At 66.9% G+C, this 23684-nt stretch carries 24 protein-coding genes and 1 tRNA gene; 16 read left to right on the top strand and 9 right to left on the bottom strand.

All coding sequences use genetic code 11. The features are described from left to right. The first annotated feature begins 102 nt into the window (after positions 1-102). Together F4X41_01150 and F4X41_01145 are read left to right on the top strand one after the other, a co-directional pair. Positions 103-315: a hypothetical protein gene (locus F4X41_01150; protein MYB15634.1), complete on the top strand. Its 213-nt coding sequence runs from the start codon at positions 103-105 to the stop codon at positions 313-315. Then, complete coding sequence (locus tag F4X41_01145; protein MYB15633.1) at positions 315-728, top strand: DUF454 domain-containing protein; 414 nt, start codon at positions 315-317, stop codon at positions 726-728. The genes F4X41_01150 and F4X41_01145 overlap by 1 nt, the downstream gene beginning before the upstream one ends. Here the strand turns inward: F4X41_01145 and nth are convergent. Beyond that, positions 725-1426, bottom strand: coding sequence for an endonuclease III (gene nth, locus F4X41_01140; GenBank protein MYB15632.1), 702 nt, complete (start codon positions 1424-1426; stop codon positions 725-727). The two genes, F4X41_01145 and nth, sit on opposite strands and share 4 nt — an antisense overlap. Before the next feature lie 81 nt (positions 1427-1507). Between nth and F4X41_01135 the strand changes: the two genes are divergently transcribed. After that, the gene (locus F4X41_01135) at positions 1508-2437 is read left to right on the top strand and encodes an SMP-30/gluconolactonase/LRE family protein (protein MYB15631.1); all 930 of its coding nucleotides are present in this window, start codon (positions 1508-1510) and stop codon (positions 2435-2437) included. A gap of 33 nt (positions 2438-2470) precedes the next feature. Here F4X41_01135 and F4X41_01130 read toward each other — a convergent pair. After that, positions 2471-2543: transfer RNA gene (locus tag F4X41_01130), tRNA-Lys, on the bottom strand. Between the two features lie 62 nt (positions 2544-2605). After that, positions 2606-2890, bottom strand: coding sequence for a DUF5069 domain-containing protein (locus F4X41_01125; protein ID MYB15630.1), 285 nt, complete (start codon positions 2888-2890; stop codon positions 2606-2608). A 540-nt stretch (positions 2891-3430) separates the two neighbouring features. Between F4X41_01125 and F4X41_01120 the strand changes: the two genes are divergently transcribed. Both F4X41_01120 and F4X41_01115 read left to right on the top strand, forming a co-directional pair. After that, complete coding sequence (locus F4X41_01120; GenBank protein MYB15629.1) at positions 3431-3655, top strand: type II toxin-antitoxin system Phd/YefM family antitoxin; 225 nt, start codon at positions 3431-3433, stop codon at positions 3653-3655. Next, positions 3642-4001 (top strand): type II toxin-antitoxin system VapC family toxin, encoded by a 360-nt coding sequence (locus F4X41_01115; protein MYB15628.1) that lies wholly within the window; start codon positions 3642-3644, stop codon positions 3999-4001. Before F4X41_01120 ends, F4X41_01115 begins: the two co-directional genes overlap by 14 nt. A 38-nt stretch (positions 4002-4039) precedes the next feature. Here F4X41_01115 and F4X41_01110 read toward each other — a convergent pair whose 3' ends face one another. Further along, positions 4040-4996 (bottom strand): phosphotransferase, encoded by a 957-nt coding sequence (locus tag F4X41_01110; GenBank protein ID MYB15627.1) that lies wholly within the window; start codon positions 4994-4996, stop codon positions 4040-4042. Positions 4997-5007: 11 nt separating this feature from the next. Next, positions 5008-5676: a DUF2344 domain-containing protein gene (locus tag F4X41_01105; GenBank protein MYB15626.1), complete on the bottom strand. Its 669-nt coding sequence runs from the start codon at positions 5674-5676 to the stop codon at positions 5008-5010. Between the two features lie 50 nt (positions 5677-5726). Here F4X41_01105 and F4X41_01100 point away from each other — a divergent pair, with 50 nt between their 5' ends. Continuing rightward, positions 5727-6263 (top strand): HNH endonuclease, encoded by a 537-nt coding sequence (locus F4X41_01100; protein ID MYB15625.1) that lies wholly within the window; start codon positions 5727-5729, stop codon positions 6261-6263. A gap of 38 nt (positions 6264-6301) precedes the next feature. Here the strand turns inward: F4X41_01100 and F4X41_01095 are convergent, their stop codons facing one another. Together F4X41_01095 and F4X41_01090 are read right to left on the bottom strand one after the other, a co-directional pair. Then, positions 6302-6541, bottom strand: a complete 240-nt coding sequence (locus F4X41_01095) for a twin-arginine translocase TatA/TatE family subunit (protein ID MYB15624.1) — start codon at positions 6539-6541, stop codon at positions 6302-6304. Positions 6542-6643: 102 nt separating this feature from the next. Then, a complete protein-coding gene (locus F4X41_01090; GenBank protein MYB15623.1) occupies positions 6644-7279 on the bottom strand; it encodes a phosphoribosyltransferase in 636 nt (211 codons plus the stop codon). A gap of 390 nt (positions 7280-7669) precedes the next feature. Here F4X41_01090 and F4X41_01085 point away from each other — a divergent pair, with 390 nt between their 5' ends. Genes F4X41_01085 through F4X41_01065 form a run of 5 tightly spaced genes read left to right on the top strand, consistent with a single transcriptional unit; the run spans position 7670 to position 15322 of the window. Further along, positions 7670-8995, top strand: a complete 1326-nt coding sequence (locus F4X41_01085; protein MYB15622.1) for a thymidine phosphorylase — start codon at positions 7670-7672, stop codon at positions 8993-8995. A 28-nt stretch (positions 8996-9023) separates the two neighbouring features. After that, positions 9024-11747, top strand: a complete 2724-nt coding sequence (locus F4X41_01080; protein ID MYB15621.1) for a valine--tRNA ligase — start codon at positions 9024-9026, stop codon at positions 11745-11747. Further along, entirely contained in the window at positions 11744-13387 is a 1644-nt protein-coding gene (locus F4X41_01075) for a hydantoinase B/oxoprolinase family protein (protein ID MYB15620.1), read from the top strand. Before F4X41_01080 ends, F4X41_01075 begins: the two co-directional genes overlap by 4 nt. After that, positions 13368-14144 (top strand): hypothetical protein, encoded by a 777-nt coding sequence (locus F4X41_01070; protein ID MYB15619.1) that lies wholly within the window; start codon positions 13368-13370, stop codon positions 14142-14144. Before F4X41_01075 ends, F4X41_01070 begins: the two co-directional genes overlap by 20 nt. Next, positions 14141-15322, top strand: coding sequence for an LLM class flavin-dependent oxidoreductase (locus F4X41_01065; GenBank protein ID MYB15618.1), 1182 nt, complete (start codon positions 14141-14143; stop codon positions 15320-15322). The genes F4X41_01070 and F4X41_01065 overlap by 4 nt, the downstream gene beginning before the upstream one ends. 79 nt (positions 15323-15401) lie before the next feature. Here the strand turns inward: F4X41_01065 and thpR are convergent, their stop codons facing one another. Further along, positions 15402-16118, bottom strand: coding sequence for an RNA 2',3'-cyclic phosphodiesterase (gene thpR / locus F4X41_01060; GenBank protein ID MYB15617.1), 717 nt, complete (start codon positions 16116-16118; stop codon positions 15402-15404). Further along, positions 15959-17188, bottom strand: a complete 1230-nt coding sequence (gene hemW, locus F4X41_01055; GenBank protein ID MYB15616.1) for a radical SAM family heme chaperone HemW — start codon at positions 17186-17188, stop codon at positions 15959-15961. The genes thpR and hemW overlap by 160 nt, the downstream gene beginning before the upstream one ends. A 37-nt stretch (positions 17189-17225) precedes the next feature. On the opposite strand from hemW, the gene F4X41_01050 reads away from it, so the two are divergent. Genes F4X41_01050 through mfd form a run of 5 tightly spaced genes read left to right on the top strand, consistent with a single transcriptional unit; the run spans position 17226 to position 23595 of the window. Then, a complete protein-coding gene (locus tag F4X41_01050) occupies positions 17226-18077 on the top strand; it encodes an amidohydrolase family protein (protein MYB15615.1) in 852 nt (283 codons plus the stop codon). Next, entirely contained in the window at positions 18078-18677 is a 600-nt protein-coding gene (locus tag F4X41_01045; GenBank protein MYB15614.1) for a non-canonical purine NTP pyrophosphatase, read from the top strand. It abuts the gene before it with no gap. Beyond that, positions 18658-19512, top strand: coding sequence for a ribosomal RNA small subunit methyltransferase A (gene rsmA, locus F4X41_01040; protein ID MYB15613.1), 855 nt, complete (start codon positions 18658-18660; stop codon positions 19510-19512). Before F4X41_01045 ends, rsmA begins: the two co-directional genes overlap by 20 nt. After that, positions 19499-20116: an aminoacyl-tRNA hydrolase gene (locus tag F4X41_01035; GenBank protein ID MYB15612.1), complete on the top strand. Its 618-nt coding sequence runs from the start codon at positions 19499-19501 to the stop codon at positions 20114-20116. The genes rsmA and F4X41_01035 overlap by 14 nt, the downstream gene beginning before the upstream one ends. After that, positions 20113-23595: a transcription-repair coupling factor gene (mfd, locus tag F4X41_01030; protein MYB15611.1), complete on the top strand. Its 3483-nt coding sequence runs from the start codon at positions 20113-20115 to the stop codon at positions 23593-23595. The genes F4X41_01035 and mfd overlap by 4 nt, the downstream gene beginning before the upstream one ends. The last annotated feature ends 89 nt before the right edge of the window (positions 23596-23684 follow it).

The raw sequence follows: 23684 nt of genomic DNA, 5'->3' as shown, positions 1-23684 counted from the left end.
CCAGGCCGCAATACCGAGCAGCGGGTCCCGATTCTGAATCCGAAACCGGGCACCAAACCGGTTAGGATTAGCGCCCCGCGCTACTACGACCTGAAGGGCGCGATGCTGCGCAGGCTGGGCGATTGCGGGCAAGGGATCGCGTTCGCCGATCTGGCCGACGCCTGCGCCGAATCGCTCCAGACCAGACTGTGGGACGGAGCTTCGCTCAACTGGTACGTGACCTCGATAAAGCTCGACCTGGAAGCCCGCGGCCTCGTATACCGCACCTCCCGGCGGGGCCGGCAACAGGTGCACCTGGGGCCCGGGGCGGGCTGATGCGCCAGCAACTGGGTGAACGCGCGCGGCGCTACCTGCTGATGGCCTTCGGCGTGCTGTGCTTGTCGCTGGGGGCGATCGGGCTGGTCGTGCCTGGCCTGCCGACCACGATCTTCGTGATATTGGCGGCCTGGGCGTTCGTGCGCAGCTGCCCGGTCCTGCACCGTTGGCTGCTTGAAAACCGCCTGTTCGGACCCAGGCTGCAGGCCTGGTACGACGATCCGACCCTGCCGCGGGCCGGGAAGCTGGCGATCATTGCCGCCATCGCAATTTCAATCACGATTTCTATCACCCTCGCCCGCCCGCCGGCCCCGCTGGCACTGGCCGGCCTGGCAGTGGCCGGATTCGGCGCCTGGTGGGTCTGGTTCAGGATCCCGACCCGGGCCGGAACTTCCTCCGGCGGCGATTTCTAGTCGGGTAGCGCCGAGGGGCAGATATCGGCGAGCGAGCATTCGCCGCACAGCGCCCGGCGCGCCTTGCAGACCGAGCGCCCGTGCAGGATCAGCGAGTGCCCGAAAAACACCCATTCGGATTGATCGACCAGCGCCATGAGGTCTTTTTCGATTCCCGGCGCATCGGATTTGGCGGTTAATCCCAAGCGCTGCGACAGCCGGCTCACGTGCGTGTCCACGACCACCCCCGCCGCGATCCCGAACGCGGTCCCCAGCACCACGTTGGCGGTTTTGCGCGCCACGCCGCGCAGGGTGAGCAGTTCTTCCATGGACCGGGGCAGCTGACCGTCGAATTCCTCGACGAGCGCTACCGCGGATTCCTTGATTGCGCGGGCTTTGTTGCGGAAAAAGCCGGTGCGGCGCACGAGCTCCTCGATTTCGGCAATATCAGCCTCGGCGAAGCTCTGCGGGCTGGGGAACCGGGCAAAAAGGGCCGGCGTTTCGGCGTTGACCCTTTCGTCGGTGCACTGGGCCGAGAGGATAGTGGCGACCAACAGCTCCCAGGGACTGGAATAGGTAAGTGCGCAATTGGCGTCAGGGTAGTCGGTGTGCAGCCGGCTAACGATCTCCGCGGATCGTGCCGAGCGCTTGGCGCGGCTTTCGCGCCAGCGGCGGATCCTGAACTTGGAAGCCGGAGAATTCTTGCGACGGGCGGCCATGGCAAACCGTTGGTGATCTGAGGACCCACATTATCCGGGTAGACGCGCGACTTCCGGCGACGCGCCTTCAAACTATCGTGGATTTGGCTTGGACTGCGGGAATGGCGCCGCGGCAACAACGACCCACGGGAGCAACTACGCGTGGCGGATTGGCATTTTGAACGAATTGGCGGGGAGTATTCGTTTACCGAGGGCCCGCAATGGACCGGCGATCTGGTGCTGTTCACCGACATGTACAACCACCGGATCATCTCCTTCGACCCCGCGACCGGTCAGGTGGCGCGTTTCTTCCAGGGCACGAATCTGACCAATGGATTGCTTTATTCGACTGGCGGCGACCTCTACTGTTGCGAGGTGGCGGCTCGGCGTCTGTCGCGGCTGCGCGACGGGCGGCGAGAAGTACTGGCCGAGAGTTTTGGCGGCGACCGCCTTAATTCACCCAACGACGTGACCGAGGACTCCAAGGGCCGCATCTGGTTCACCGACCCGCGTTACGGCGAACACCGCGCCGACATGGAACTCGATCATGAATCGGTGTACCGCCTGGACCCGGAATCGGGCACGCTTACGAGGGCAACTTTCGACACCACCCGGCCCAACGGGCTGTTGTTTTCCGCGGACGAGAAAACGCTTTACGTCGTGCAGAGCGACTACGGCGAAGGCGCGGCCCGCGAACTGCGCGCATACCCGGTCGGCGAGGACGGTTCATTGGGCCCGTTCAGGGTGCTGCACAATTTCTTTCCCTCGCGCGGGGCCGATGGTCTCACGCTGACCTCAGAAGGTCACGTCATGGCCGCGGCCGGTTGGTCGGTCAACGGGCCGGGCCCGATGATCTACGTATTCGACTCCAGCGGCCGCGTGCTCGAAACCCAGCCGACCCCGCCCGGATTTCCGACCAATCTGTGCTTCGGCGGCGCAGATCTTGGCGATCTGTACGTGACCATGGGGGAGGCGGGGGTATTTCGCGTGCGCAACTGCGGGTACCGCGGACACGATCGCTACTGCCGCTAGCTTGGGATCCCCCGCCGCAACATCGCGCGGCGGTGACCCGCCAGGGAATCGAACCCTGAACCTACTGATTAAGAGTCAGTTGCTCTGCCTGTTGAGCTAGCGGGCCAAGCCAGTATAGGTGGGCCCGCCGGGGAGTGGTTCGCCGCGCTGGAGCGCGGCCAATTGGACTTAGGCTACCTGCGCCTTGCGCAGTTCGGCAACGTGCGAGCGGACATCCTCGGCCAGCTGCTCGTCGCTCTCGGCCTCGACCGCCAGCTGGATGAAGTCCTCGGAAGACAGCTGCAGCTGGGCCAACACCCGTCGGTCGATGGGGCAGGGGTAGATGTACTCGTCGATGTACCCACCGGCGAATGCCTTCGCCTTGTCGGACATGCGGGCGATCCACGGCACGCCGTCGACGGTGACGTCGCGGGCCCGGGGACGGAACGGGCGCTCGATCGGCGGCTGGGACATTGGCGGCTCCCGTCTGGCGGAAATCAATTATTCGGACGCGTAATTGTTTCATTCTCGTACCTTTTGCAAGCGGTGTAAACGCGCCTCCAATAACTCGGGTCTCGCATTGATCTCCCGGGCGAATGCCATACCTCAGCAAACCCCACCTGACCCCCGCGACCAATGCCGCAATGACGTCAGAAACCGACCCCCACAGCCGGTTCGACATCAAACTGCCGGCCTTGAGCATGCGGCACTGAAGGCGACTGAGCAGTGACCGATCAGCCCCCGAATCGGAAAGATCAATTGGCAGTCGGGCCGATTCAACCGGTCTGGGCCCTGAACTGGCAGTTGACCCCGGATGCCTATGCGGTTGCCGGTCCCGACGTCGAAATCGGGTGGCCCGACCGATCCCGTATGGCCTGCGCTTTTCGGTGGATTACCAAGGCGCCGATTCGTTTGATTGGACGCTGAGGACCGGGTCCAAACTCTCAACGCATTAGTCAATAAAAAGGACTAGTCATATAATCTGGTCACTTAATCTTTTGGATGAGAGTAGAGATGAAGACGATCGGCGCGGCGAAATTCAAGGCCCAATGCCTGGCATTGCTAGACCAGATTGACGCTGACGGCCTTATCGTGACCAAGCACGGAAAACCGGTGGCCAAGGTGATTCCCATCGGCAACCGTGATGCGGATCTGATTGGCTGCCTTAGCGGCCGGATAGAGGTCAAGGGTGACATTTACACGACCGGAATCGCCTGGGACGCAGATGGTAAACCTTGACACGCACATGTTGGTACACGCTTTCGAAGGCAAGTTAACCGCGTCGGAGCGGCGCGTTCTTGCACGAAACCCGTGGTCGATTTCGGCAATCGTGAATTGGGAGTTGGCCAAATTGCACCAACTCGGACGAGTCCATCTGGACTTGAATCGCCCCGAGTTTTTGCGGGCGATGGCCCGTTTGCACGTATGGCCAATCGATTGGGAAGTCGCGTGCGCATCCACGAGGCTTGATTTCCGCAGCGACCCGGCGGATGAAATCATCGCCGCGACAAGCCTGGTTCACGGCGTGCCGTTGTTAACCCGTGACCGCAAGATGCTCGAATCGAAACTGGTGCCGCTGGTTTAGCGACGCCGCACATGCCGCATTCGCCGGAGGTGGAAGGCTCAGCGCCGGTCCAGCTCCATCTCGTGGGCCAGCTCGCTCAACTCCTCGGGCCGGGCCACCGGTTCGGCGAGCGCTGTCACGACCGATTGCCAGCGCCGCTGGCTGATTTCGGCTCCGTCGGCCCGGGCGCGATCGAGCCGTTCGAGCAGCGCCAACAGCGCCAGGAACCGGTGGATCCCGATCAGTTCGGGCCGGTAGCCGCCACCGCCCAAGAAATCGAACAGGTCGATGAGGGTCAACACCAATTCGCCGGTTATCGCGCAGACGTACTCCTGACCGGCCCCGCGGGCCCCGCTGGCGATCAGATAGGAAGCAAGCCTTCGCTCCACCCACTCGGCGCCCAGGACTGAAAAGTCGATCACGGTCACCGATTCGCCGTCGGTCACCAGGTTGCTGGCCGAGCAGTCCAATGAGCCGTAGTTCCAGGAACCCTGCCAGGCGATTTCGTAGATGGGACGCAGAAGGTCTTCGGCATCGTCCAGGTCGGGATTGACCAGGCGGCAGGCGCGGGCGTTGCGGAGCAGGTCCTCCTCGTCGCGGCGGCGCAGGTGATCGACCATGATCTGATCCGATTCCTCGCGCGGTCCCGAGATCTGGGCAAACACCAGCTCCACCGCGATCAAAGCCCGCAGGCCGAGTTCGATCAGGGGGTCGTCGCCGCGCGCGCTGATGACCTGATCCAGCGTCCGGTCTCCGTGCCAGCTCAGCAGCAGCGCCGGCGCATCCTCGTCGGCGCCCACCACCCGCGGGGTCGGCGCGTCGAAGCGCTCCAGTTGCTGCAGCGTCTCGCGTTCGGTGCGGTAGGCGGTGTGGTCCGGGCCGTAAAGCTTGAGGGCCCAGCGCTGGCCTTTTTCGTCCTCGGCCAGATAGGTACCGGCGCCTGCGGCGCGCTCGGTGATCGGCCGCGCGGTGAGCGGGCGGTCGGCCAGGGCCGTAGCCAGCTGCGAGGGGTTCACGGCGCGGCCTCCTAGAACTCGTACTTGACGTTAACGCGGGTGAACGAGTTGCCGCCGACCCCCAGCGCATCGGCCACGTCCTCGGGCCGGCAGAGGGTTCCCTCCCCGATTGCGATTTCGACCTCGAATTCATCCGGGCCCTTGGCGGAAAGATCTCGCACCGCTTTGCGCACGTCGATCTCGCGCACCCTGCCGGGGCCGCGCCGGACCGTGGCAGGAGCTGATTCGAGCTCCATGAACCCCCGGACGGACGGTGCCAAATCGGGCGCCGGATCGGCAAGCAGGACCTGGTACCGGTAACTCCGGGCGGCCGCCATGGGAGATCGCCGTCCCGCGACCGACCGATCCTCGGCCACGATGCTTATCCCGTCGGGGCAGGCCCGGTCCAGCAGGGCGACCAGGTCTGCCGGACCCGGTTCGGAAAACTCGATGTCGACCAACTCGCCGCGGCCGCAGTGACCCACCGGGAGCGGCGGTCCGAACCGCAGGCGCGGCTTGGGGGAAAAGCCCTGGCTGTAGGCCAGCGGGGCGTTGATCCGGCGCAAGGCGCGCACCAACGCGGTAATCAGATCGTTGTGCGGCAGGTAGCGGGCCGGGCCGGCCTTGTCGAACCGCAAACGCCGGGTAATACGCGGGGCGGAAACCTCGCCCGGCGGTCCGGAGGCGGATTGCCCGGTCAACCGTGAACCCTCCGGGCATTAGCGGATAATCCCGCCGGGAGGCTTGCCGCATGCAAACCCTGGTTCTCAATCAGGACTACCAGCCGCTGAACATTTGTTCCGACCGGCGCGCGTTCGTGCTTGTGGGCCGCGGCAAGGCCGACCTCGTGTCCGAACACCGGCAGCGATTCCGGCTGTTTGAAAGCTCCCTGGCGCGCCCCTCGGTAATCCGGATGCGCTATTACGTTCGTCGCCCTCCGCCGGGCGCCAAGCTGGGCCGGCGTGAACTCTTCGCCCGCGATGACCATACCTGCCAGTACTGCGGCGCGCGTGAGGCCGAATTCACCGTCGACCACGTATTGCCCAAGCGGTTGGGCGGTCCGGGCACCTGGGAAAACCTGGTGACCAGTTGCCGGCGCTGCAATCTGCGCAAGGGGGGCAAGACTCTCAGTCAAGCCGGAATGCGGCTGCGGCGTAGGCCGCAGCGACCGCTGATATCGATGCACCGGATGGTCCAGCTCAAGGCCGCCGGCCGCGAAGAGCCGGGCTGGCGCCAATTCCTCTATCCGGGAAGTTTTGCTCCCAAACTGGAGCAGAGCGCAGTCTGACCGGGGCCGGGGACCGGCCCCGGTCGGGCCGGAGACGGCTAGTTTGCGGACTTACTCTCGCTGGATTCGGCTGACGCCGCGTCCGAGGCGTCGGCGCTGGCGGCCATGTCGCCCGATTCCTCGCCCTCTGCCTCGTTTTCCTCGGGCCGGGCCTCTTCGCGGAATTCGCGGATGCTACGGCCAAGCGCCCCGCCGATTCCCGAGATCTTGCCGACCCCGAATACGACCAGGACGATCGCAAGGATTATGAGGAGCTCGAGCGGCCCTACCGATGGCACGTGTTGACCCTTACTGCTAGGTGGTCCCGCCCACCGCATGAAGCCGCGAAGCCGGAGGCGGGCAGATTTATTTTAGAAATTGTTGACAAAAACCGGTTGCCGTCAGTCTGCCCCGCCGGCCCGCAGGTAGTTTTGCGACCGCTGGTAGTTGTCCTCCGAGATCCAGCCGCGCGACATGTAGTAGTTCAGGATCCGACGCAGGTGCAGGATGCTGAACAGGTTCACTTCGGCGCCGCCACGCCGCGTGTCGCGGTCGCGTTCCCGGTCGATCAGCACCGCTGCGTCGGTGACCCGAAGGTCTACCGACCGCAGCGCCAGCGCGGTCGCCGATATGGAACCCCCTGAGGTGACCAGGTCGTCGACTATCAGGACCGTCTGGCCGGGCAGGTAGCGGCCTTCAATTCGCGAACTGCCGGATGGTGCGGGATTCACGTATATGAGCGGCGTTCCGCTTTCCAGCGACATCGCGGTGGCCAGATTGAGACCGCCGAGCGGGACGCCGGCGATCAGGTCGAAAGGTCCACACTGGGGTCGGCGGAGCTGCTGCCGCGAGCGGATTTCCTCAAGCATCACGTGGGCCGCGGCGCGCAGTGCTTCCGGATTCGAGCACAACACCTTCGGATTGATGTAGACCGGCGAATCGACGGTAGAGCGGCCCAGGGTGAAGCTGCCGAATTCAATTCCGCCCAATTCGTAAATGGTCTGGGCGAGCGCCAGGACGTCTGACTCGCTGTTCACCTGTTCGGCTCGGCCCTCTCGAACGCCTGCGCAACACGACGTAAGGCGACTTTAGGTGGCCCGGTTCGAAATGCTGCATGATTGCCTCTTCATTTTCCCGACGGCGGCAATCGCGAATTCAACCCGGTCCGGCGCCGCCGGGCATCCGGTCAATATGGGCGGCGCGCGGCATCGCCGGTCGTCCCCACTAAGGCGGTCCGGCACGCGGATACGGTCTGCCCCGTGCCCGCGGACCGCAAGCCCGTCGGGCCTCCGGCAGCCGGATCGCACCGCGCTGCCGGCGTTTGAGGCAGGCGATCATTGCAGTGCCGCCAGCCGAATCCCAAATTTCGCCGCCATTCCCGGCTCGAGTGCGGCCGTACCGATCAGGTCCCGAAATAGGCACCAGCCGTGTTCGACCCCGCAACCTTCATCGCCGCCAAGAAATCGGGCGCGCGACATCCGGCCGACCAGATCGAGAGCTTCGTCAAAGGACTGGTCAGCGGCGCGGTGGCCGATTACCAGGCCGCCGCCTGGGCGATGGCGGTCTGCTTCAAGGGTCTGGACGGGCAAGAGACGGCAATCCTGGCCGAGGCCATAGCCGATTCCGGGGCCCGCCTCGACTGGCCGCTGCCGGGCGTTCGGGTCGTGGACAAGCACTCAACCGGCGGGGTCGGCGACAAGATATCGCTGGTGGCGGTGCCGCTGGCGGCGGCCTGCGGCCTGGCGGTGCCCAAACTCTCGGGACGCGGACTGGGCATAACCGGGGGAACGCTCGACAAACTTGAGTCGATTCCCGGACTGCGGGTAGGTCTGGACGAGGCGCAATTGCGCGGGCAGGTAGCCGAACACGGCCTGGTGATCGCGGCCCAGAGCGAAGCGATCGCGCCCGCCGACGCAATCCTTTACGCGCTGCGCGACGTGACCGCCACCATAGATTCGATCCCCCTCATCGCGGCGTCAGTAATGGGCAAAAAGCTGGCTGGCGGGGCACCGACCCTGGCGCTCGACGTCAAGTGCGGCCGCGGCGCTTTCATGGCCGATTACGACGACGCCTTCGCCCTGGCCGAGCTGATGGCCGAAATCGGTTCGGCCGCCGGCGTGGCGGTTCGCGCGTACGTCTCATCCATGGACCACCCGCTGGGGCGCGCGGTCGGGAATTCGCTGGAAGTGGCCGAGGCCCTGGAAGTCCTCTCCGGCGGGGGCCCGGCCGACGTAGTGGAGCTCGCCCTCACCATCGTGGCCGGACTCCTGCGCGACTCCGGGGCGCGACCGGCCCCGCGCGCCGCCCGCGAAGCCGCCGGCCGGGCGCTTGAGTCGGGTGCGGCGCGGGAAAAATTCGCGGCGATGATCGAGGCCCAGGGCGGGGACCTGGCCAAATTCCAGGCCCACCCTCCCCACTCCCGACGCCGGCGGATCGAAGTCCGGTCAGCCGCCGACGGGTTCGTGTCCGGAATCGACGCTCGGATGATCGGAGAGGTGGTCCGGTCCCTGGGCGGCGGACGGCTGGCAAAAGACGCGAGCGTCGATCACGGCGTCGGAGTAAGGATCTGCGCGGGCCGCGGCGACAGGATTGCCGCCGGCGACCTTCTCGCGGAGGCGTTCGTTTCCGATGCCAGCGGGGGCGTGGTCGCCGATTCTGTTGCCGCCGCGTTCGAACTTTCTTCCCAGCCGGCGTTGCCGAAACCGCTGATACTGGGCCAGGTGCTGCGCACCGCTTCCGATGCCGACCCATAAAATCGCGCCGGATTCGCCGTAAGGAACCATGACCACCACGAGAAGCGCCGCTTCACCCGCGCCGGACTCGTCGCCGCAAGGCGCAATGCCGGAAGCGCTGCTGCGCCCCTATGATCCGGCCGCGGTCGAGCCGGGGATTTACGCCGCCTGGGAGGGTTCGGGCGCGTTCCGGGCCGAGGTCGATCCGGACCGGGAACCCTATTCGATCGCCATGCCGCCGCCGAATCTGACCGGCGCGCTGCATTACGGTCACGTTGCCTTCGTTACTTTCCAGGATCTGATGATCCGCTGGCAGCGCATGCGCGGCGTGCCGGCCCTCTGGCTGCCAGGCACCGATCATGCCGCGATCGCCACCAACGCGGTGCTGGTCAATCAGCTGGCGGGCGAGGGCAAGTCCCGCGAGGACATCGGCCGCCCGGCGTTCGAGGAAATGTTATGGGACTGGATGCGCCAGAGCGGCCAGCGGATCCGCTCCCAGTTGCGCATGGCGGGCGCCTCGTGCGATTGGTCGCGCGAGCGGTTCACCATGGACCCCGGATTGTCGCGGGCGGTTAACGCCGCTTTCGTCCAGCTGTACGAAAAAGGCCTTATCTACCGCGGCAGCTACCTGGTCAACTGGGACCCGGTCGACCAGACCGCAATCTCGGACATCGAGGTCGAATACCAGGAGGTGGACGGCTGGCTCTGGACGGTCCGCTATCCGCTCGCCGAAGGCGGCCACCTGGAGGTCGCCACCACCCGGCCGGAAACGATCCTGGGCGATACCGCGATCGCGGTGAATCCCGCCGACGAACGCTATCGCGACCTGGTCGGCAAGCAGGCGCTGGTGCCGGTCCTGGGCCGGTCGATACCAATCGTCGCCGATGACTACGTGGACCCCGAATTCGGCTCCGGCGCGGTCAAGGTCACGCCGGGACACGACCCCAACGACTACGCGATCGGGCAGCGCCACGACCTGCCGATGATCAACATCCTCGAACTCGACGGCCGACTCAACGACCACGCCGGCCCGTTCGCCGGCCAGACCCGCGAAGCGGCCCGCGCCAATCTGCTGGATCGGCTCGAGGGCGACGGCTTGCTGGCCGGCCGCAGCCCCCACCGCCACGCCGTCGGCCACGGCCAGCGCTCGGGAGCGGTTATCGAGCCGATGCTCTCGCAGCAATGGTTCGTGGACACCTCCTCGATGGCCGCCAAGGCTGCCGCCGCGGTCCGCTCGGGCGAAATCCAGTTCCACCCACCGCGGTTCGCGCAGGTGTTCCTGCACTGGATGGACAACATCCGCGATTGGTGCATTTCGCGCCAGATCTGGGTAGGGCACCGCATCCCGGTCTGGTACTGCGAATCCTGCCCGGAACCAATCGTGGCCACCGACGATCCCGGGACCTGTCCTGATTGCGGCGGAAACCTGCGCCAGGACAGCGACGTGCTCGACACCTGGTTCTCCTCCGGGCTGTGGACGTTTTCCACCCTGGGTTGGCCCGACGAGACCGAGGACCTGGCTTACTTCCACCCGACCACGGTGATGGAAACCGGCTACGACATCATCTTCTTCTGGGTGGCCCGGATGGCGATGCTGAGCCTGGAGCTACTGGATCAAATCCCGTTTCGGCACGTTTACCTGAACGGCCTGCTGCGCCGAGCCGACGGGTCCAAAGTGTCAAAGTCCGATCCCCAGCCGGGCGACGATCCGGCCGAGGTAATCGGCGAGTTTGGCGCCGACGCGGTTCGCTACCTCATCGCCACCGGCTCAAGCCCGGGCAACGATATGAAGCTCTCCTGGGACCGACTCACCGCCGCCCGCAATTTCGCCAACAAGCTCTGGAACGCAGCCCGGTTCGTGATCGCCGCCGAGCAACCGCCAGGCACCGCCCGCGCCGCCCCGACCGCGTTCGACAGCTGGATCCTGGAACGGCGCGACCAGACCGTGGTGACGGTCTCCCAGCTACTGGAGCGCTTCCAGTTCGGCGAGGCCGGCCAGGCCGTTCACGATCTGCTCTGGCGCGATTTCTGCGACTGGTACATCGAGGCCGCCAAACTGCGCCTGGCCGGGCCGGACAAGGCCGCCGCGGCCCAGGCGGCGGCGGTCCTGCGCGAAGTCTTCCTGGACGGGTTGAAGCTCCTGCATCCCTACATGCCGTTCGTCACCGAAGCGCTCTGGGGGCATCTGCAGGCCGGCCGGGGCGCCTCCGACCTGATAGTGGCTTCATGGCCCGAGCCCGGCAAGCCCGACCCGGTCCGCGAGCGGACAGCCGGGAACGTTTCCGCCCTGCAGGCCGCGATCGGAGCGATCCGCCGGGTGCGGTCGGATTTCAGGATCGATCCGGGAGCGCTGGTGCCGGCCGAAATCGTGCCCGGTCCGGCCGCGGCCGAGATTGAATCCGAAGCCGAGGTGATCAAGCGCATGGCGCGGATATCCGAGCTGGAGATTGCCGGGGCCCAGTCCGGCGACGTGGCCGAGAGCGGAGCGATCATGCGCCGCCACGACCGCCGCTGCGCTTTCGTCGCAGCCGAGGGGATCCAGGTTTATCTGCCGCTGGAAGAATTGCTCGATCTGGACGCCGAGCGCGCCCGCGCCGCGGACCGGGCCAAGGACCTGCAGGCCCGGCGTGGCCGTCTGCAGGGGATGCTCGCCAACCCCGGGTTCGTGGGCAAGGCACCGGCGGCGGTCGTAGAGCAGCGCCGGACCGAACTGGCGACGATTAGCGCCGACCTGGACAACGTGCTCAAGTTCATTTCCGAGCTCGACGCGTGAGCGCCCAGACCGGCGGGACCGTCGGCGCATTTCAGATCTCGCTGTTCGAGCGGCTGTTTGCCTCGATCGCCCAGGAAATGGGCGTTACCCTGCAACGGTCCTCCTTTTCTCCCAATATCAAGGAACGCCGCGACTTCTCATGCGCGGTGTTCGACCGCCGCGGCCGGATCATCGCCCAGGCCGAGCACATCCCGGTGCACCTGGGGGCGATGCCGATGTCGGTTGCCGCCGCGATCGAACTTTTCGATCAAGACAAGGCGGCGCCCGGCGACCTGGTGATCCTCAACGATCCCTATCGCGGCGGCACCCATCTGCCCGACATCACCACCGTTTCGCCGGTTTACGTGAACGCGGACGATGGTCCGACCTTGTTCGGTTACGCGGCAACCCGCGCCCACCACGCCGACGTCGGCGGAATGAGCCCGGGATCGATGGCGATCGCGCGCGAGATATTCCAGGAGGGCCTGATCATCCCGCCGGTGAAGCTGGTCCGCGCCGGTTCGATCGAGCGTGGCGTGCTGGACCTGATCGTGGCCAACGTGCGCACCCCGACCGAGCGGCACGGGGACCTAACCGCCCAGCTGGCGGCGCACCGGGTGGCCGAGCGCCGGACCGGCGACATCGCGGCCCGGTACGGACTCGAACGAATCATTTCGATCTCGCAGGAACTCATCGACTACTCGTCCCGGCTGGCGCGCGCCCGAATCGCCCGCCTGCCGCAAGGGACGTACGAATTCGTCGACTACCTGGACAATGACGGGATTTCCCCCGAACCGCTGCCGATCCGCGTCCGCGTGGACATTGACCAGGATGGAATGCGGTTCGACTTTGCCGGGACCAGCCCGCAGGTCACCGGCTCGCTGAACGCCCCCGCCTCGGTGGCGCGCTCGGCGGTCTATTACGTGCTGCGCTGCATAGTCGGTGACGACGTGCCGGCCAACGACGGACTCTACGGATCGGTGACGATCAGGGTCCCCAAGCGATCGCTCCTGGATCCGGAGTCCCCGCGCCCGGTAGCCGGCGGCAACGTCGAAACCTCGCAGCGAGTCGTCGATGCCGTCTGGGGCGCGCTGGCGCCGGCCCTTCCGGACCTGGTGCCGGCGGCCGGACAGGGAACTATGAACAACATCACCCTGGGCGGATACGACGACCAGCGCGCGGCGCCGTTCGCGTACTACGAGACCATGGGCGGCGGCGGCGGCGGAGGACCGAACCGACCCGGTGCGCACGGCATCCACGTTGCGATGAGCAACACCTGGAACTCACCGATCGAAGCCCTCGAGCACGCATTGCCGGTGCGGGTGCGGCGCTATTCGCTGCGCCCCGGCTCGGGCGGGGACGGCGCCCATCCCGGCGGAATGGGGCTGCGCCGCGACATCGAGGTGCTCACCAATACGGAAGTGACCCTGCTCGGCGAACGTCGCCGCCACCGCCCCTGGGGATTGGCCGGCGGGGGCAGCGGCGCTCCCGGCGACGACCAGGTCTTGCGCGCCGGCGGCTGGGAGAAGGTCGGAGCCAAAGCAACCGTGATGCTCGAACCCGGCGAGGTGATCTCGCTGCGATCGCCCGGCGGGGGCGGTTGGGGCCGGAGCCCGGATGAGCAATCGGCGACTGCCGAGGATGAGCACCCCCAGACCTAGCCGGCGATCGGGTGCGGACGGAGACGGCTCAGGTCCGGCCCTGGTCAGGCTGCTGGCCGCGGCGGCCGACCTAAATTGCGGGGTCGCGGCGGTAGACGAGGCCGACCTCGGTTTTAAATTGCTGCCCGATCTGGGCCGTGAACTCGCGTTTGCGGTTGCCGGCCACTTGGGCGCAAACACCCTGACCGTCCGGCTCGATACCGGATCGGAATCGGTCGATCCCGCGGCGCTGGGTGCCGACGCGCTGCGCCGCATCGTTCGGATCGACAAACTCCCGGAATTCGGACCCAGGCCGGCGGGATACTCGTGTGCGCCGATCAGCACCCTGGCGCCTGCGCGGTTCCTCGCGTTTTTCGGGCAGTTGTTCGGCCCCGACGACCTGGGGCTTGCCGACCGGACCGCGCTTCTGCGCACCGCCAGCGACTTGCATCGGGGAAGGCCGGTGCAGGGCCGTGGCGACTATCTGGGCCTGGTGGTATTGAACGGGTCCGAACCGGTTGGGCTCTTCTTCCTGGCCGGCGACGGCCCGGAGCGCGAACTGGGTTTTCTGGGGGCGGCGCCGAGGCTGCGCCGTCGGTTCGGGTTGCGCGGGGCGCTGGCGTCGGGAGTCTCCTGGATGCGGGGAAACGGAATATCGTCGCTCACCGCCGAGATCGCGGTGCAGAATTCGGCTTCGCTGGCAATGGCCAAACGCCTGGGATCCCGGACGATGGGGTTCAGGGCCGTTTACTTGATTGACGCAGCGCGAAGGCGATGATCAGCAAATTCGGGTCGCTCTACATAGGGCACGTCGACCTCGCCGACATCGGATTCGCGGGCACCCCGGTCGATCAGCGACGACTCTCCTCGGCGCAACTGGCCGGCGTATTTGCCAAGGCCGAATCGATCGCCGTGCTGATGCAACGTCTGGGTTACGACGCCCTCTGGCTGGGCGAGCACCACTTTCAACACGAAGGTCACGAGTGCATACCCAACCCCCTGCTGCTGGGGGTTCACCTGTCGCACCTGACCGAGCGGATCAAATTCGGATGCGCCTTCAATGTCACGCCCAACTGGCACCCGCTGCGCCTGGCCGAGGACTACGCGACCGCCGACATCCTCACCAACGGACGGATCATCTTCGGGGTCGGCCGGGGATACCACACCCGCGAAGTCGAGACGTTCGGCGCGCCGCTAATCGACCAGGACGCGAACCGCGAACTGTTCGAGGAACAGGTCGAAATCATATTCAAGGCTTTCAACCAGCCATCGTTCTCGCACCACGGCAAGAACTACCAGGTCCCTCCCCGGGTGCCCTACCGCGGATACCGGCTGGAGGAAATCACCCTGGTGCCGCGGCCGCGGCACCTTCCGGTCGAGTGTTACCAACCGATCGTCAGCGCCAGCCAGCGCGGGATCGACTTTATGGCCCGCAATGGAATCAAAGCCATGATCGGCGGGGGTGCGGCGGTGGCCGAAGGAGCCGCCGAGGAGTTGATCCAGACGTGGAGACTCTCGCTGGCCCGGGCCGGGAGGAAGACCGAGCCGGGCGGGGATTTGGTCGTGAATTTCTACACCCATCTGGCCGACACCGAAGAAAGAGCGGAGGCAGAGGTTCGCCCGTTCGTGGAGGAATACCTGAAGGTCTTCGCGCCGGCGGGTTTGATCGACCTGCCGAAATACCAGCTGGCCGCGCTGGCCAGCGGATCGGGGACCGAAGAATCCGGACTGTCCGAAGTAGTAGACCAGATCCTGGCCAGCGCCTGGTTGTGTGGACCGCCGGATTCGATTGCCGCCAGGTTGACGGCAGTCCAGGAGCGCTATCCGGGTCTTGAACAGGTCAACGTCGGATCGGTGATCGGAACCCCCGAATCGGTCGTTTTGGAGCAGTTGCGGCGGTTCGGCGAGGAAGTGATGCCCAGGTTCCGCGCCGAGCGGGAGGAATGCCCGGGCTGAGTCGCCCGCCCGCACGGAACCCGACCTCGCGGTCGGCGCGGACGATCGCCGGTGAGGCCGGTGCGAATCGGGGCGCGGTTCAACCGAGTTCGGCGCGCTCCAGCAGCTGGTAGCTGGCGCCGGAGGTTCCAATCCGGCTCCGGTAGAGTCCCAGGTCTTCAATCCGAAAACTGAACCGCACCGGCGCCAGGAGCGAGGCGACCTCCCGCCGGAGCGCGGTCCGTTCCCGGCCGGATGCCCGCGGACGGATCCGGGCAAGGGTCAGGTGCGGCCGGAAGCTCCGCTCGCCGGTGGGCAATCCCTCCTCCGCCAATGCCGTTTGCAGCCGATCCCGGAGCCGTTCCAACCGTTCAAGGTCCCCGCCGACCGCGGCGGCGAGGATGCTCCTCCGGGACCCAAACACCGATAGGGCTCCCGAAATATCCAGCCGGAACGGGGCGATGCCGGGCCCGATGCGGCTGACCGCGCAGGCCGCGGAATCGGCCCGGGTCGGGCTGATTTCGCCCAGAAAGGCCAGCGTCAGATGCAGGTTCTGGGCCGGAACCCGGCGCAGCAACCCTCGGTCGTCCAGCCCTTCCAGCACGGCCGCCAACCGGCGGCGGGTTCCCGGGTCGGGGGTGACGGCGACGAATACTCTCACCCTCCGGAGCCGATTCCGGGCAGGAGCGCCGCGCCGAGCGCGTCGGCCAGGAACATACCGCGATCTGATGGATGCAGCCGCACCCCGTCCCTGACCAGCAAGTTTTCGTGGGCCAATTGCCCGATCAACGGTCCGTGCTCCTCGAGCAAGTCGTATCCGAAACGGTCGTTCAGCCCGGCAAGATCGATTCCGGCCGCGGTTCGCAGGGGCAACGCGACCGCCTCCCGCAGCAGGTCGCCGGCCTCAAGTTGCTCCGACCCGGCCAATAGGGAGTCGCCGGACCTGACCCGGTCGGCGTAGCGATCCGGGCGGCGCACAAGGTGGTAGCGCCGATTGCCCAGGAATCCGTGCGCGCCGCAACCCAGGGGCAAGTAGCGGCCGCCCGCCCAAACTGCGCCGTTGTGACGGCAACGGTGGCCGGTTCGGCCCCAGTTGGAGGTCTCGTAGTGTTCGAAACCGGCCGACCCCAGGATTCCGAGCGCGGCCTGGTAGTAAGGGAACATCCCGTCGCCATCAGGGACCCGGCCAAGTTCGACAGCCCTGGTTCGGGCGCGTTGCGAATCGAGCGTGAGTGCGTAACAGGAGACGTGCCCGACGCCCAGGCGAGCGGCCCGCTTCAAATCCGACCGCCAATCCTCCAGCGACTGCCCGGGTGTGCCGTAAATCAGATCGATCGAAATCGAGCCGAACCCGGCCGCGACCGCCAGCTCGACCGCCCGCCCGGCCGATTCGCCGGTATGGTCGCGGTCGAGCAGGCTCAGGCTCCGGTCGGCAAATGACTGCACTCCCAGGCTCAAGCGCGTGACCCCGGATTCGGTCATTGCGGCATAAATCTCGGCGCTGGCATCGGCCGGGTTCGCTTCGACGGTAAATTCGCCGCCCGGGGCCAACCGTAGGCTCCGCCGCAGCGTTGTAAGCATCCGTTCCAAACGTTCCGGCCCGGCATGGCTGGGGGTGCCGCCACCGACGTATATGGTGTCGATCCGGGGACTTGGATCCAGGAATCCGGCGACTGCGGAAACCTCGACCCCGAGGGCGTCCAGGTAATCGGCGACCGCGCCCTCTCCGCCGACATGCACGTTGAAGTCGCAGTACCAGCAGTGCCGGCGACAGAAGGGGAAATGGACGTAGGCCCCGATCGACCCGGACGCGCACACGTCGGGCCGGCCAAACCGGTGCGGATCCCAGGTCAAGAAGGCCTTCTCCCCGACCGGCGGCGAAGACACTTACATAATTTGTGGTTAATGCCCAGCAGGCCCTCCCATCGGACAGGTCCGACCCCTGATCATCGACGCCCACACCCACATTTTTCCACCGACCGTGATCGCCGACCGCGCCGCGCTGGCGGAGCGCGAGCCGTGGTTCGGCGCGCTTTACGGTGGGCGGGCGCGGATGGCCGACGCCGATGCGCTGCTCTCGGAGATGGACCGCGCCGGGGTCGAGCGCTCGCTCTGCTTCGGGTTCGGTTGGCGGGGCCTGAAGATGCACCGGCGATGCAACGATTACCTGGTCGAAACCGCCGCCGGCAGCGGCGGCAGGATCCGCGCCGGTATAACGGTCCCAGTTGCCGACGCCGACGCGACGATTGCCGAGCTCGAATACTGGCGCGGGGCGCCGGTGGCGGCCGTGGGCGAGCTCTACGCCGACGGTCAGGGATTCGACCTGGCCAACCTGCACCGCTCGTCGCCGCTGCCCCAGGCGTGCGTCGACCGGGACCTGATCCTGTGCATCCACGTGACCGAACCGGCCGGCCACTCCTACCCCGGCAAAGACTCAACCGGGCCGCGCCAGATCGCCGATTTCCTGGCGGGGATGCCGGAGGGGCTGCGGTTGCAGCTGCCACACTGGGGAGCCGGGTTCGGGATCTTCGAATCGATGCCGGAGATCCGGGCCCGGACCGGGTCGGTGCGCTACGACTGCGCGGCCTCGCACCTGCTATACGACGATTCAATTTACGGCCTAATGGCCCGGATCGCGCCCGGTCGGATCCTTTTCGGGTCCGACTATCCCCTGACCAGCCAGCGCCGAATGCTGCGCCGGGTGCGCCGGGTCGGCCTGGAGCCCGGCCTGGAGGCAGACTTTCTGGGCCGAAGCGCCGACGGCTGGGGAATCTGAATGAGCGACCCGGCGGTTAGGACGATGCTGCTGGCTACCTCCAATCCCGGCAAGGCCGCCGAAATCGAAGACCTCCTTGCCGGTCGCGGTTGGGGCAGCCTGCTCCCTGACCAGATTGGCATCCGGATCGAGGTAGCCGAGGAAGGCGAGACTTTCGCCGAAAACTCGGCGCGCAAGGCGCTGGCTTATTCCGAACTAACCGAATTGCCGGTCCTGGCCGATGATTCCGGCCTCGAGGTTGACGCCCTGCACGGCGCGCCGGGGGTGCGCACGGCGCGGCTGGCCAAGGGCAGCGATGCCGACCGAACCGAGGCGCTGCTCTCACTCATGCACGGGATGCCGTCGCCGCTGCGGTCGGCCCAATTCCGGAGCGTGGTCACCATCGCCCGCCGCGGGTCCGTCCTCGCTGTCGGGGAAGGCACCCTGCGGGGCACGATCCTGGCGGCCCCCCGCGGCGAGAGCGGATTCGGGTACGATCCGGTTTTCATGCCCGCGGGCGGGGAATGCACGCTGGCCCAGCTCGGCATCGCGGCCAAGAATTCCATTTCGCATCGACGTGCCGCAGTTCTTGCCGCGCTGGATGAACTTGAGCTCGGCTAGGCGGCGGCGCAGCGGCGCGCCGCGCGGGTTCCGCCCGCGGCGCTCGCGCGGGCAGAACCTCCTGGTCGATGCCGGGGTTGCAGAGCAAATCATCGCCGCGGCCCGGATCGAGCCGGATTCGGCGGTCCTGGAGATCGGCGCCGGCACCGGCGTCCTGACCCGCCCGCTGGCCGGGATGGCCGGGCAGGTCGTCGCCGTGGAAGTGGATGCCGAACTGGCGATAGCGCTGCGCCGCCGGCTGCGCGGATACCCGAACGTGGCGGTTCTGCGGCGCGACGCCCGCGCCCTCGATCTCGAACAGATTTTTCCCGACCGGCCTTACCAGGTGGTGGCCAACCTCCCTTATTCGGTAGGCACTCCGCTGCTGGTCGACCTGCTCCACAGCCGCAACCGCCCCAAGCGGCTTACCGTCATGCTGCAGCGCGAGGTGGCCGAGCGCATCTGCGCCGACCCCGGGGACTGGTCGGCGCTGACGGTGATGACGCGTCCGTTCGGGGACGCCCGGATCGAATTCCTAGTGCCGCCGTCGGCTTTCTGGCCCCGGCCCAAGGTCACTTCGGCGGTGATCAGCGTTGAGACCACCGGGCGGGATCGCAAGGACCCGCAGGTGGCCAGCGCGATTTGGCTCTCCCGGCACGCTTTCGCCCAGCGTCGCAAGAAACTCGTGAATTCAATCGCGGCCGGACTGCGCCTGGAGCGCGACGCGGCCGTAAATCTCCTGACGGCGGCCGGTATCGACCCCGACGATCGGCCCGCCAACCTCGATCTGCCGGCCTGGTTGGCCCTTTCCGACGCCTTCCGGGAGGAGGTCGCAGGCGCCGATGGGTCTGGTTGATCTCTTCCGGCCCGGACCGGAGCCGGAAAGGCTGCTGGTTTTTCTGGGCAATCCCGGGCGCGAACACGCCGGCGCGCGGCACAACATCGGTTGGCGCGTGGGCCGCAAAATGCTTGCCGACAACCCCGGCCCGGGTCCCCGGCGGCGCTATCGCGGTCGCCTTGCGGTGCGCGAGATCGGCGGCGATCCCGTCGGACTGCTGTTTCCACACACTTTCATGAACGCGTCCGGCAATTCGGTGCGCGCGGCGCTCGGAGGCCTGGGCCTGGCGACGGACCGCTTGGTCGTGATCCATGACGATATGGATCTGGGTTTTGCCAGCCTGCGCGTCCGCTTTGGCGGCTCGGCCGGCGGTCACCGCGGGATCAGGTCTATCATCGCCGCGCTGGGAACCGACCAGTTCCTGCGCTTCAAGCTCGGGATCGGACGTCCGCCGCCGGGCCTGGATCCGGCCGAGTACGTGCTGCAGGGGTTTACGCGGGCCCAGAAACCGGCGGTCGAGCGGATGGTCGCCGCCGCTCAGGCGGGGCTCTCCGAAGCGGGGATTGCAACGCCCGAGCAGTTGATGAACCGGTTCAACCGCAACTGGGCCGACCCGCATTGAGACCCGATCGGATCGCGGCCCGGTTGACCGAGACCGCCGAAATTGCGGCCGCCGTCGAACGGGCCGCCGCCGACGACCCGTCCACGGTCGTGGCCATGCCGGCCACCCACGCGATTCTGCTGGCCGAGGTCGTTGTACGCAGCGCCCGCCCGCACCTTCTGGTGGTCGCCGACGAAAACCGCGCCGAGGAGCTCCTGCGCGAATTCGAACTTTGGGCGGGCGGACTGGAGGTACTGCCGTTCCCCGCGCCCGACCACCTGATGCATGCTCAGGTGAGCACCGACCATGGGATCCTGGCCGCCCGCAGCCGGGTGCTAAAGCGCCTGACGCTGGCCGCGTCGGCCCCGGTTGATCGGGGATTCCTGATCGTTGCCTCGGCCCGGGCGCTTTTGCCCAAGCTCTGCCCGGCCCGCGAGTTCGCGGAACGTCTGCTGGCCCTGGAACCCGGCATGGTGCTGCCCCCGGCGCGGCTGGCCACGCGTCTGCTTGACCTGGGTTTTCGACGTTCGCCGCTGGTGGAGGAGCCGGGCGAATTCGTCCAGCGGGGCGGTCTGCTGGACTTCTTTCCAGCCGATTCGGCGCATCCCATCCGGGTCGATTTCTTCGATGACGAGATCGAATCGCTGCGTTATTTCGAGGTCGCCGACCAGCGCTCCGGCGCCCCTCTGGAGACCTGGGAGGTCGCGTCCGCGACCGAGCATCCGGTCTGGCGCGGCCCGCAGGTGGCGGCGGATCTGGGCAAGCTCGACATCGATGGTCTCAGACGCGCCGACCAGGACCGACTGTATCGCCAGCTGGCCCTGCTGGCCGAGGGGTCGTACTTCGACGCTGCGCCTTTTCTCTTGGCCTCCGGCCAGGGCGAATCCTCCAGCCTGCTTGACTTCGCCGGCGCCGCGCGCCTGGTGGTCGAAGATCCCGACGCGATAGCCTGGGCGCTGCGCGAACAGTCCGGCGCCGAGGAGCGCCTGCGCGCTCAACTGCTCAAGGACCGCCAGTTGCCGCGCGGAATCGGAACACCGCTAAACGACCCGGCGCCGCTTATCGGGGCGCTCGAGTCCGCCCATCTCAGGCTGCTGCAGAGCGGTTCGGGGCCCGGTGCCGACGAGGTTTACGCCACCGAGGCTTTTTCCTCGCCCGAATCGTACGGCGGGCGCCTGCTGCACATGGCCAACGAACTGGCCGAGAGCGGGCTGGCGACGATCCTGGCCAGCTACCAGGGGGACCGGCTGGTCGATCTGCTGACCGAGCACGGAGTCTGGGCCACGCCGCTGGCCGAGGCCGGCGGCCGGCTCGGGCCGGGTGACGTGGTGGTCGTTCGGGCCTCGCTGATGCGGGGCTGGCGGCACCGAGACCTGGGCTTACAGCTGCTCACCGACGCCGAGATTTTCGGACGGATGCGCCGCCGCGCCGCGCCGGCCGCCAAACCGGCCGTCGACGAGGAATTCCTGCTTGATCTGTCCGAAGGGGACTACGTCGTTCACGTCGAGCACGGAATCGGGCGTTACCGCGGCGTGGTGCGGCTGGCCAATGCGGCCGGCGACCGCGAGTATCTGCAGATCGAATACGCCCGCGACGGCAAGCTCTACGTCCCGGTCGATCAGCTGGGTCGGGTGCAGCGGTTCGTCGGCGCCGGCGAAGCCACTCCCAGGCTTTCCCGGTTGGGCACCAAGGACTGGACCCGCGCCAAGCGAAAGGCGTCCGGGGCGGCGCGCGAGATTGCGGCCGAGCTGCTCGAGATCTACGCCACCCGCGAGAGCGGTCCGGGTCACTCGTTCGGACCGGACTCGGACTGGCAGCTTTCCATGGAGCAGGCATTTCCGTTCGTTGAAACCCCCGACCAGCTCACCGCCATTGAGCAGGTGAAGGCCGACATGGAATCCGACCGGCCGATGGACCGCCTTATCTGCGGCGACGTCGGATTCGGAAAGACCGAGGTCGCGGTGCGGGCCGCGTTCAAGGCCGCCCAGGAGGGTAAGCAGGTCGCCATCCTGGTGCCGACCACGATTCTGGCGCAGCAGCACCACGACACCTTTCGGCGCCGGCTCGGTTCCTTTCCGCTGCGGGTGGCGCTGCTCTCGCGCTTCCAGTCGCCCGGGCGCCAAAAAAAGATCGTCGCGGATCTGGAAACCGGCGCCGTAGACATCGTCATCGGCACCCACCGATTGCTCTCGCGCGACATCAATTTCGCCGACCTGGGTCTGGTGGTTGTAGACGAGGAGCAGCGGTTCGGCGTGGCCCAGAAGGAACGCCTCAAGAAACTGCGGGCCGAGGTGGACGTCCTGACCCTCACCGCCACCCCTATCCCGCGGACCCTGCACATGGCGCTGACCGAGGTGCGCGACATTTCGGTGATCGAATCTCCCCCGCACGACCGCCGACCGGTCAAGTCGTACGTGACCGCCTACGACGAGGGCGTCGTCCGCGAGGCGATCGATTCCGAACTGGCCCGCGGCGGCCAGGTGTTCGTCGTCCACAACCGGGTCAATTCGATCTACGGCGCGGCCGCCAAGATCTCCAGGATCTGTCCGGGCGCCAAGGTGGCGGTAGCCCACGGCCAGATGCCGTCGAGCGCGCTGGAGTCGGTGATGGTCGAATTCGCGGGCGGCCAGCACGACGTCCTGGTCTGCACCGCGATCATCGAAAACGGGGTCGACCTGCCGAACGTCAACACCCTGGTCGTAGACGAATGCTGGATGTTTGGGCTGGCCCAGCTCTACCAGCTGCGCGGCCGGGTGGGAAGGTCGGCAACCCAGGCCTACGCGTATTTCCTCTACTCGCGCGAGGACCGCCTGACCGAAGCGGCGCAAAAACGCCTGCAGGCCGTGCTGGAGGCCAACGATCTCGGCGCCGGCCTGCGCCTGGCGATGCGGGATCTGCAGATCCGCGGCGCCGGCGACATGCTGGGCGCCAACCAGTCCGGATTCGCCAATTCGGTTGGCCTTTACATGTATCTGCAGATGGTCCGCGACGCGGTCCGCGAGGCCAAGGGATCAGGCCCCGCCGACGGCCAGCAGCGACGCCCGCTCACCCCGGTCGATTTGCCGCTGAGCGCCTACATCCCCGACGAATACGCCGGGACGTACGCGGCCAAGCTGCGCGAATACCAGCGCCTGGTGCGCGCTGACACGGTGAGCGCGGTCGAAGCGGTGGCGGCGGGCCTGCGCGACCGGTTCGGCGAGTTCCCCGATCCGGTGGCCAACCTCATATACGTGGCCAAGGTGCGAGCCCACGCCACCGAACTGGGGATCGATTCGATCGCCACCACCGGCGCCGACCTGGTGATGCGGATGGACCCCGAGAGATTCGTCGACCGGGCCGATTTGCGGCGCCGACTGGGCCCCGGCGCGCGCCTCGGACAGCTCGGGATCACCTGGCCGGACTTTGAAGATTTCCCGGACTGGCGCCAGCGCCTGCTCGGCTACTTTGAGCACTCTCGCGCCGATCGGGTCGGACGCTCGGCGCCCGCCGCACCGGGCTAGACCTGCCCAACCCGTATCTGCTAAGGTTGGGTGCTTTGACGCATAACGGCCCAACCGAGCGGACCGGGCCGGCGCCGAAGACCGCGCAT

Source organism: Chloroflexota bacterium, from assembly GCA_009840625.1.
Classification (GTDB): domain Bacteria; phylum Chloroflexota; class UBA11872; order UBA11872; family VXNJ01; genus VXNJ01.
The sequence above is the reverse complement of the archived record's forward strand: the minus strand, read 5'-3'. Positions and strand labels throughout refer to the sequence as shown.

Bases quoted from the DNA above. Each gene is read 5' to 3' on its own strand.
- F4X41_01150 (MYB15634.1), top strand. From the start codon at position 103: ATGCTGCGCAGGCTGGGCGATTGCGGGCAAGGGATCGCGTTCGCCGAT.
- F4X41_01145 (MYB15633.1), top strand. From the start codon at position 315: ATGCGCCAGCAACTGGGTGAACGCGCGCGGCGCTACCTGCTGATGGCC.
- nth (MYB15632.1), bottom strand. From the start codon at position 1,426: ATGGCCGCCCGTCGCAAGAATTCTCCGGCTTCCAAGTTCAGGATCCGC.
- F4X41_01125 (MYB15630.1), bottom strand. From the start codon at position 2,890: ATGTCCCAGCCGCCGATCGAGCGCCCGTTCCGTCCCCGGGCCCGCGAC.
- F4X41_01120 (MYB15629.1), top strand. From the start codon at position 3,431: ATGAAGACGATCGGCGCGGCGAAATTCAAGGCCCAATGCCTGGCATTG.
- F4X41_01115 (MYB15628.1), top strand. From the start codon at position 3,642: ATGGTAAACCTTGACACGCACATGTTGGTACACGCTTTCGAAGGCAAG.
- F4X41_01100 (MYB15625.1), top strand. From the start codon at position 5,727: ATGCAAACCCTGGTTCTCAATCAGGACTACCAGCCGCTGAACATTTGT.
- F4X41_01080 (MYB15621.1), top strand. From the start codon at position 9,024: ATGACCACCACGAGAAGCGCCGCTTCACCCGCGCCGGACTCGTCGCCG.
- F4X41_01070 (MYB15619.1), top strand. From the start codon at position 13,368: ATGAGCACCCCCAGACCTAGCCGGCGATCGGGTGCGGACGGAGACGGC.
- F4X41_01065 (MYB15618.1), top strand. From the start codon at position 14,141: ATGATCAGCAAATTCGGGTCGCTCTACATAGGGCACGTCGACCTCGCC.
- F4X41_01045 (MYB15614.1), top strand. From the start codon at position 18,078: ATGAGCGACCCGGCGGTTAGGACGATGCTGCTGGCTACCTCCAATCCC.
- rsmA (MYB15613.1), top strand. From the start codon at position 18,658: ATGAACTTGAGCTCGGCTAGGCGGCGGCGCAGCGGCGCGCCGCGCGGG.
- F4X41_01035 (MYB15612.1), top strand. From the start codon at position 19,499: ATGGGTCTGGTTGATCTCTTCCGGCCCGGACCGGAGCCGGAAAGGCTG.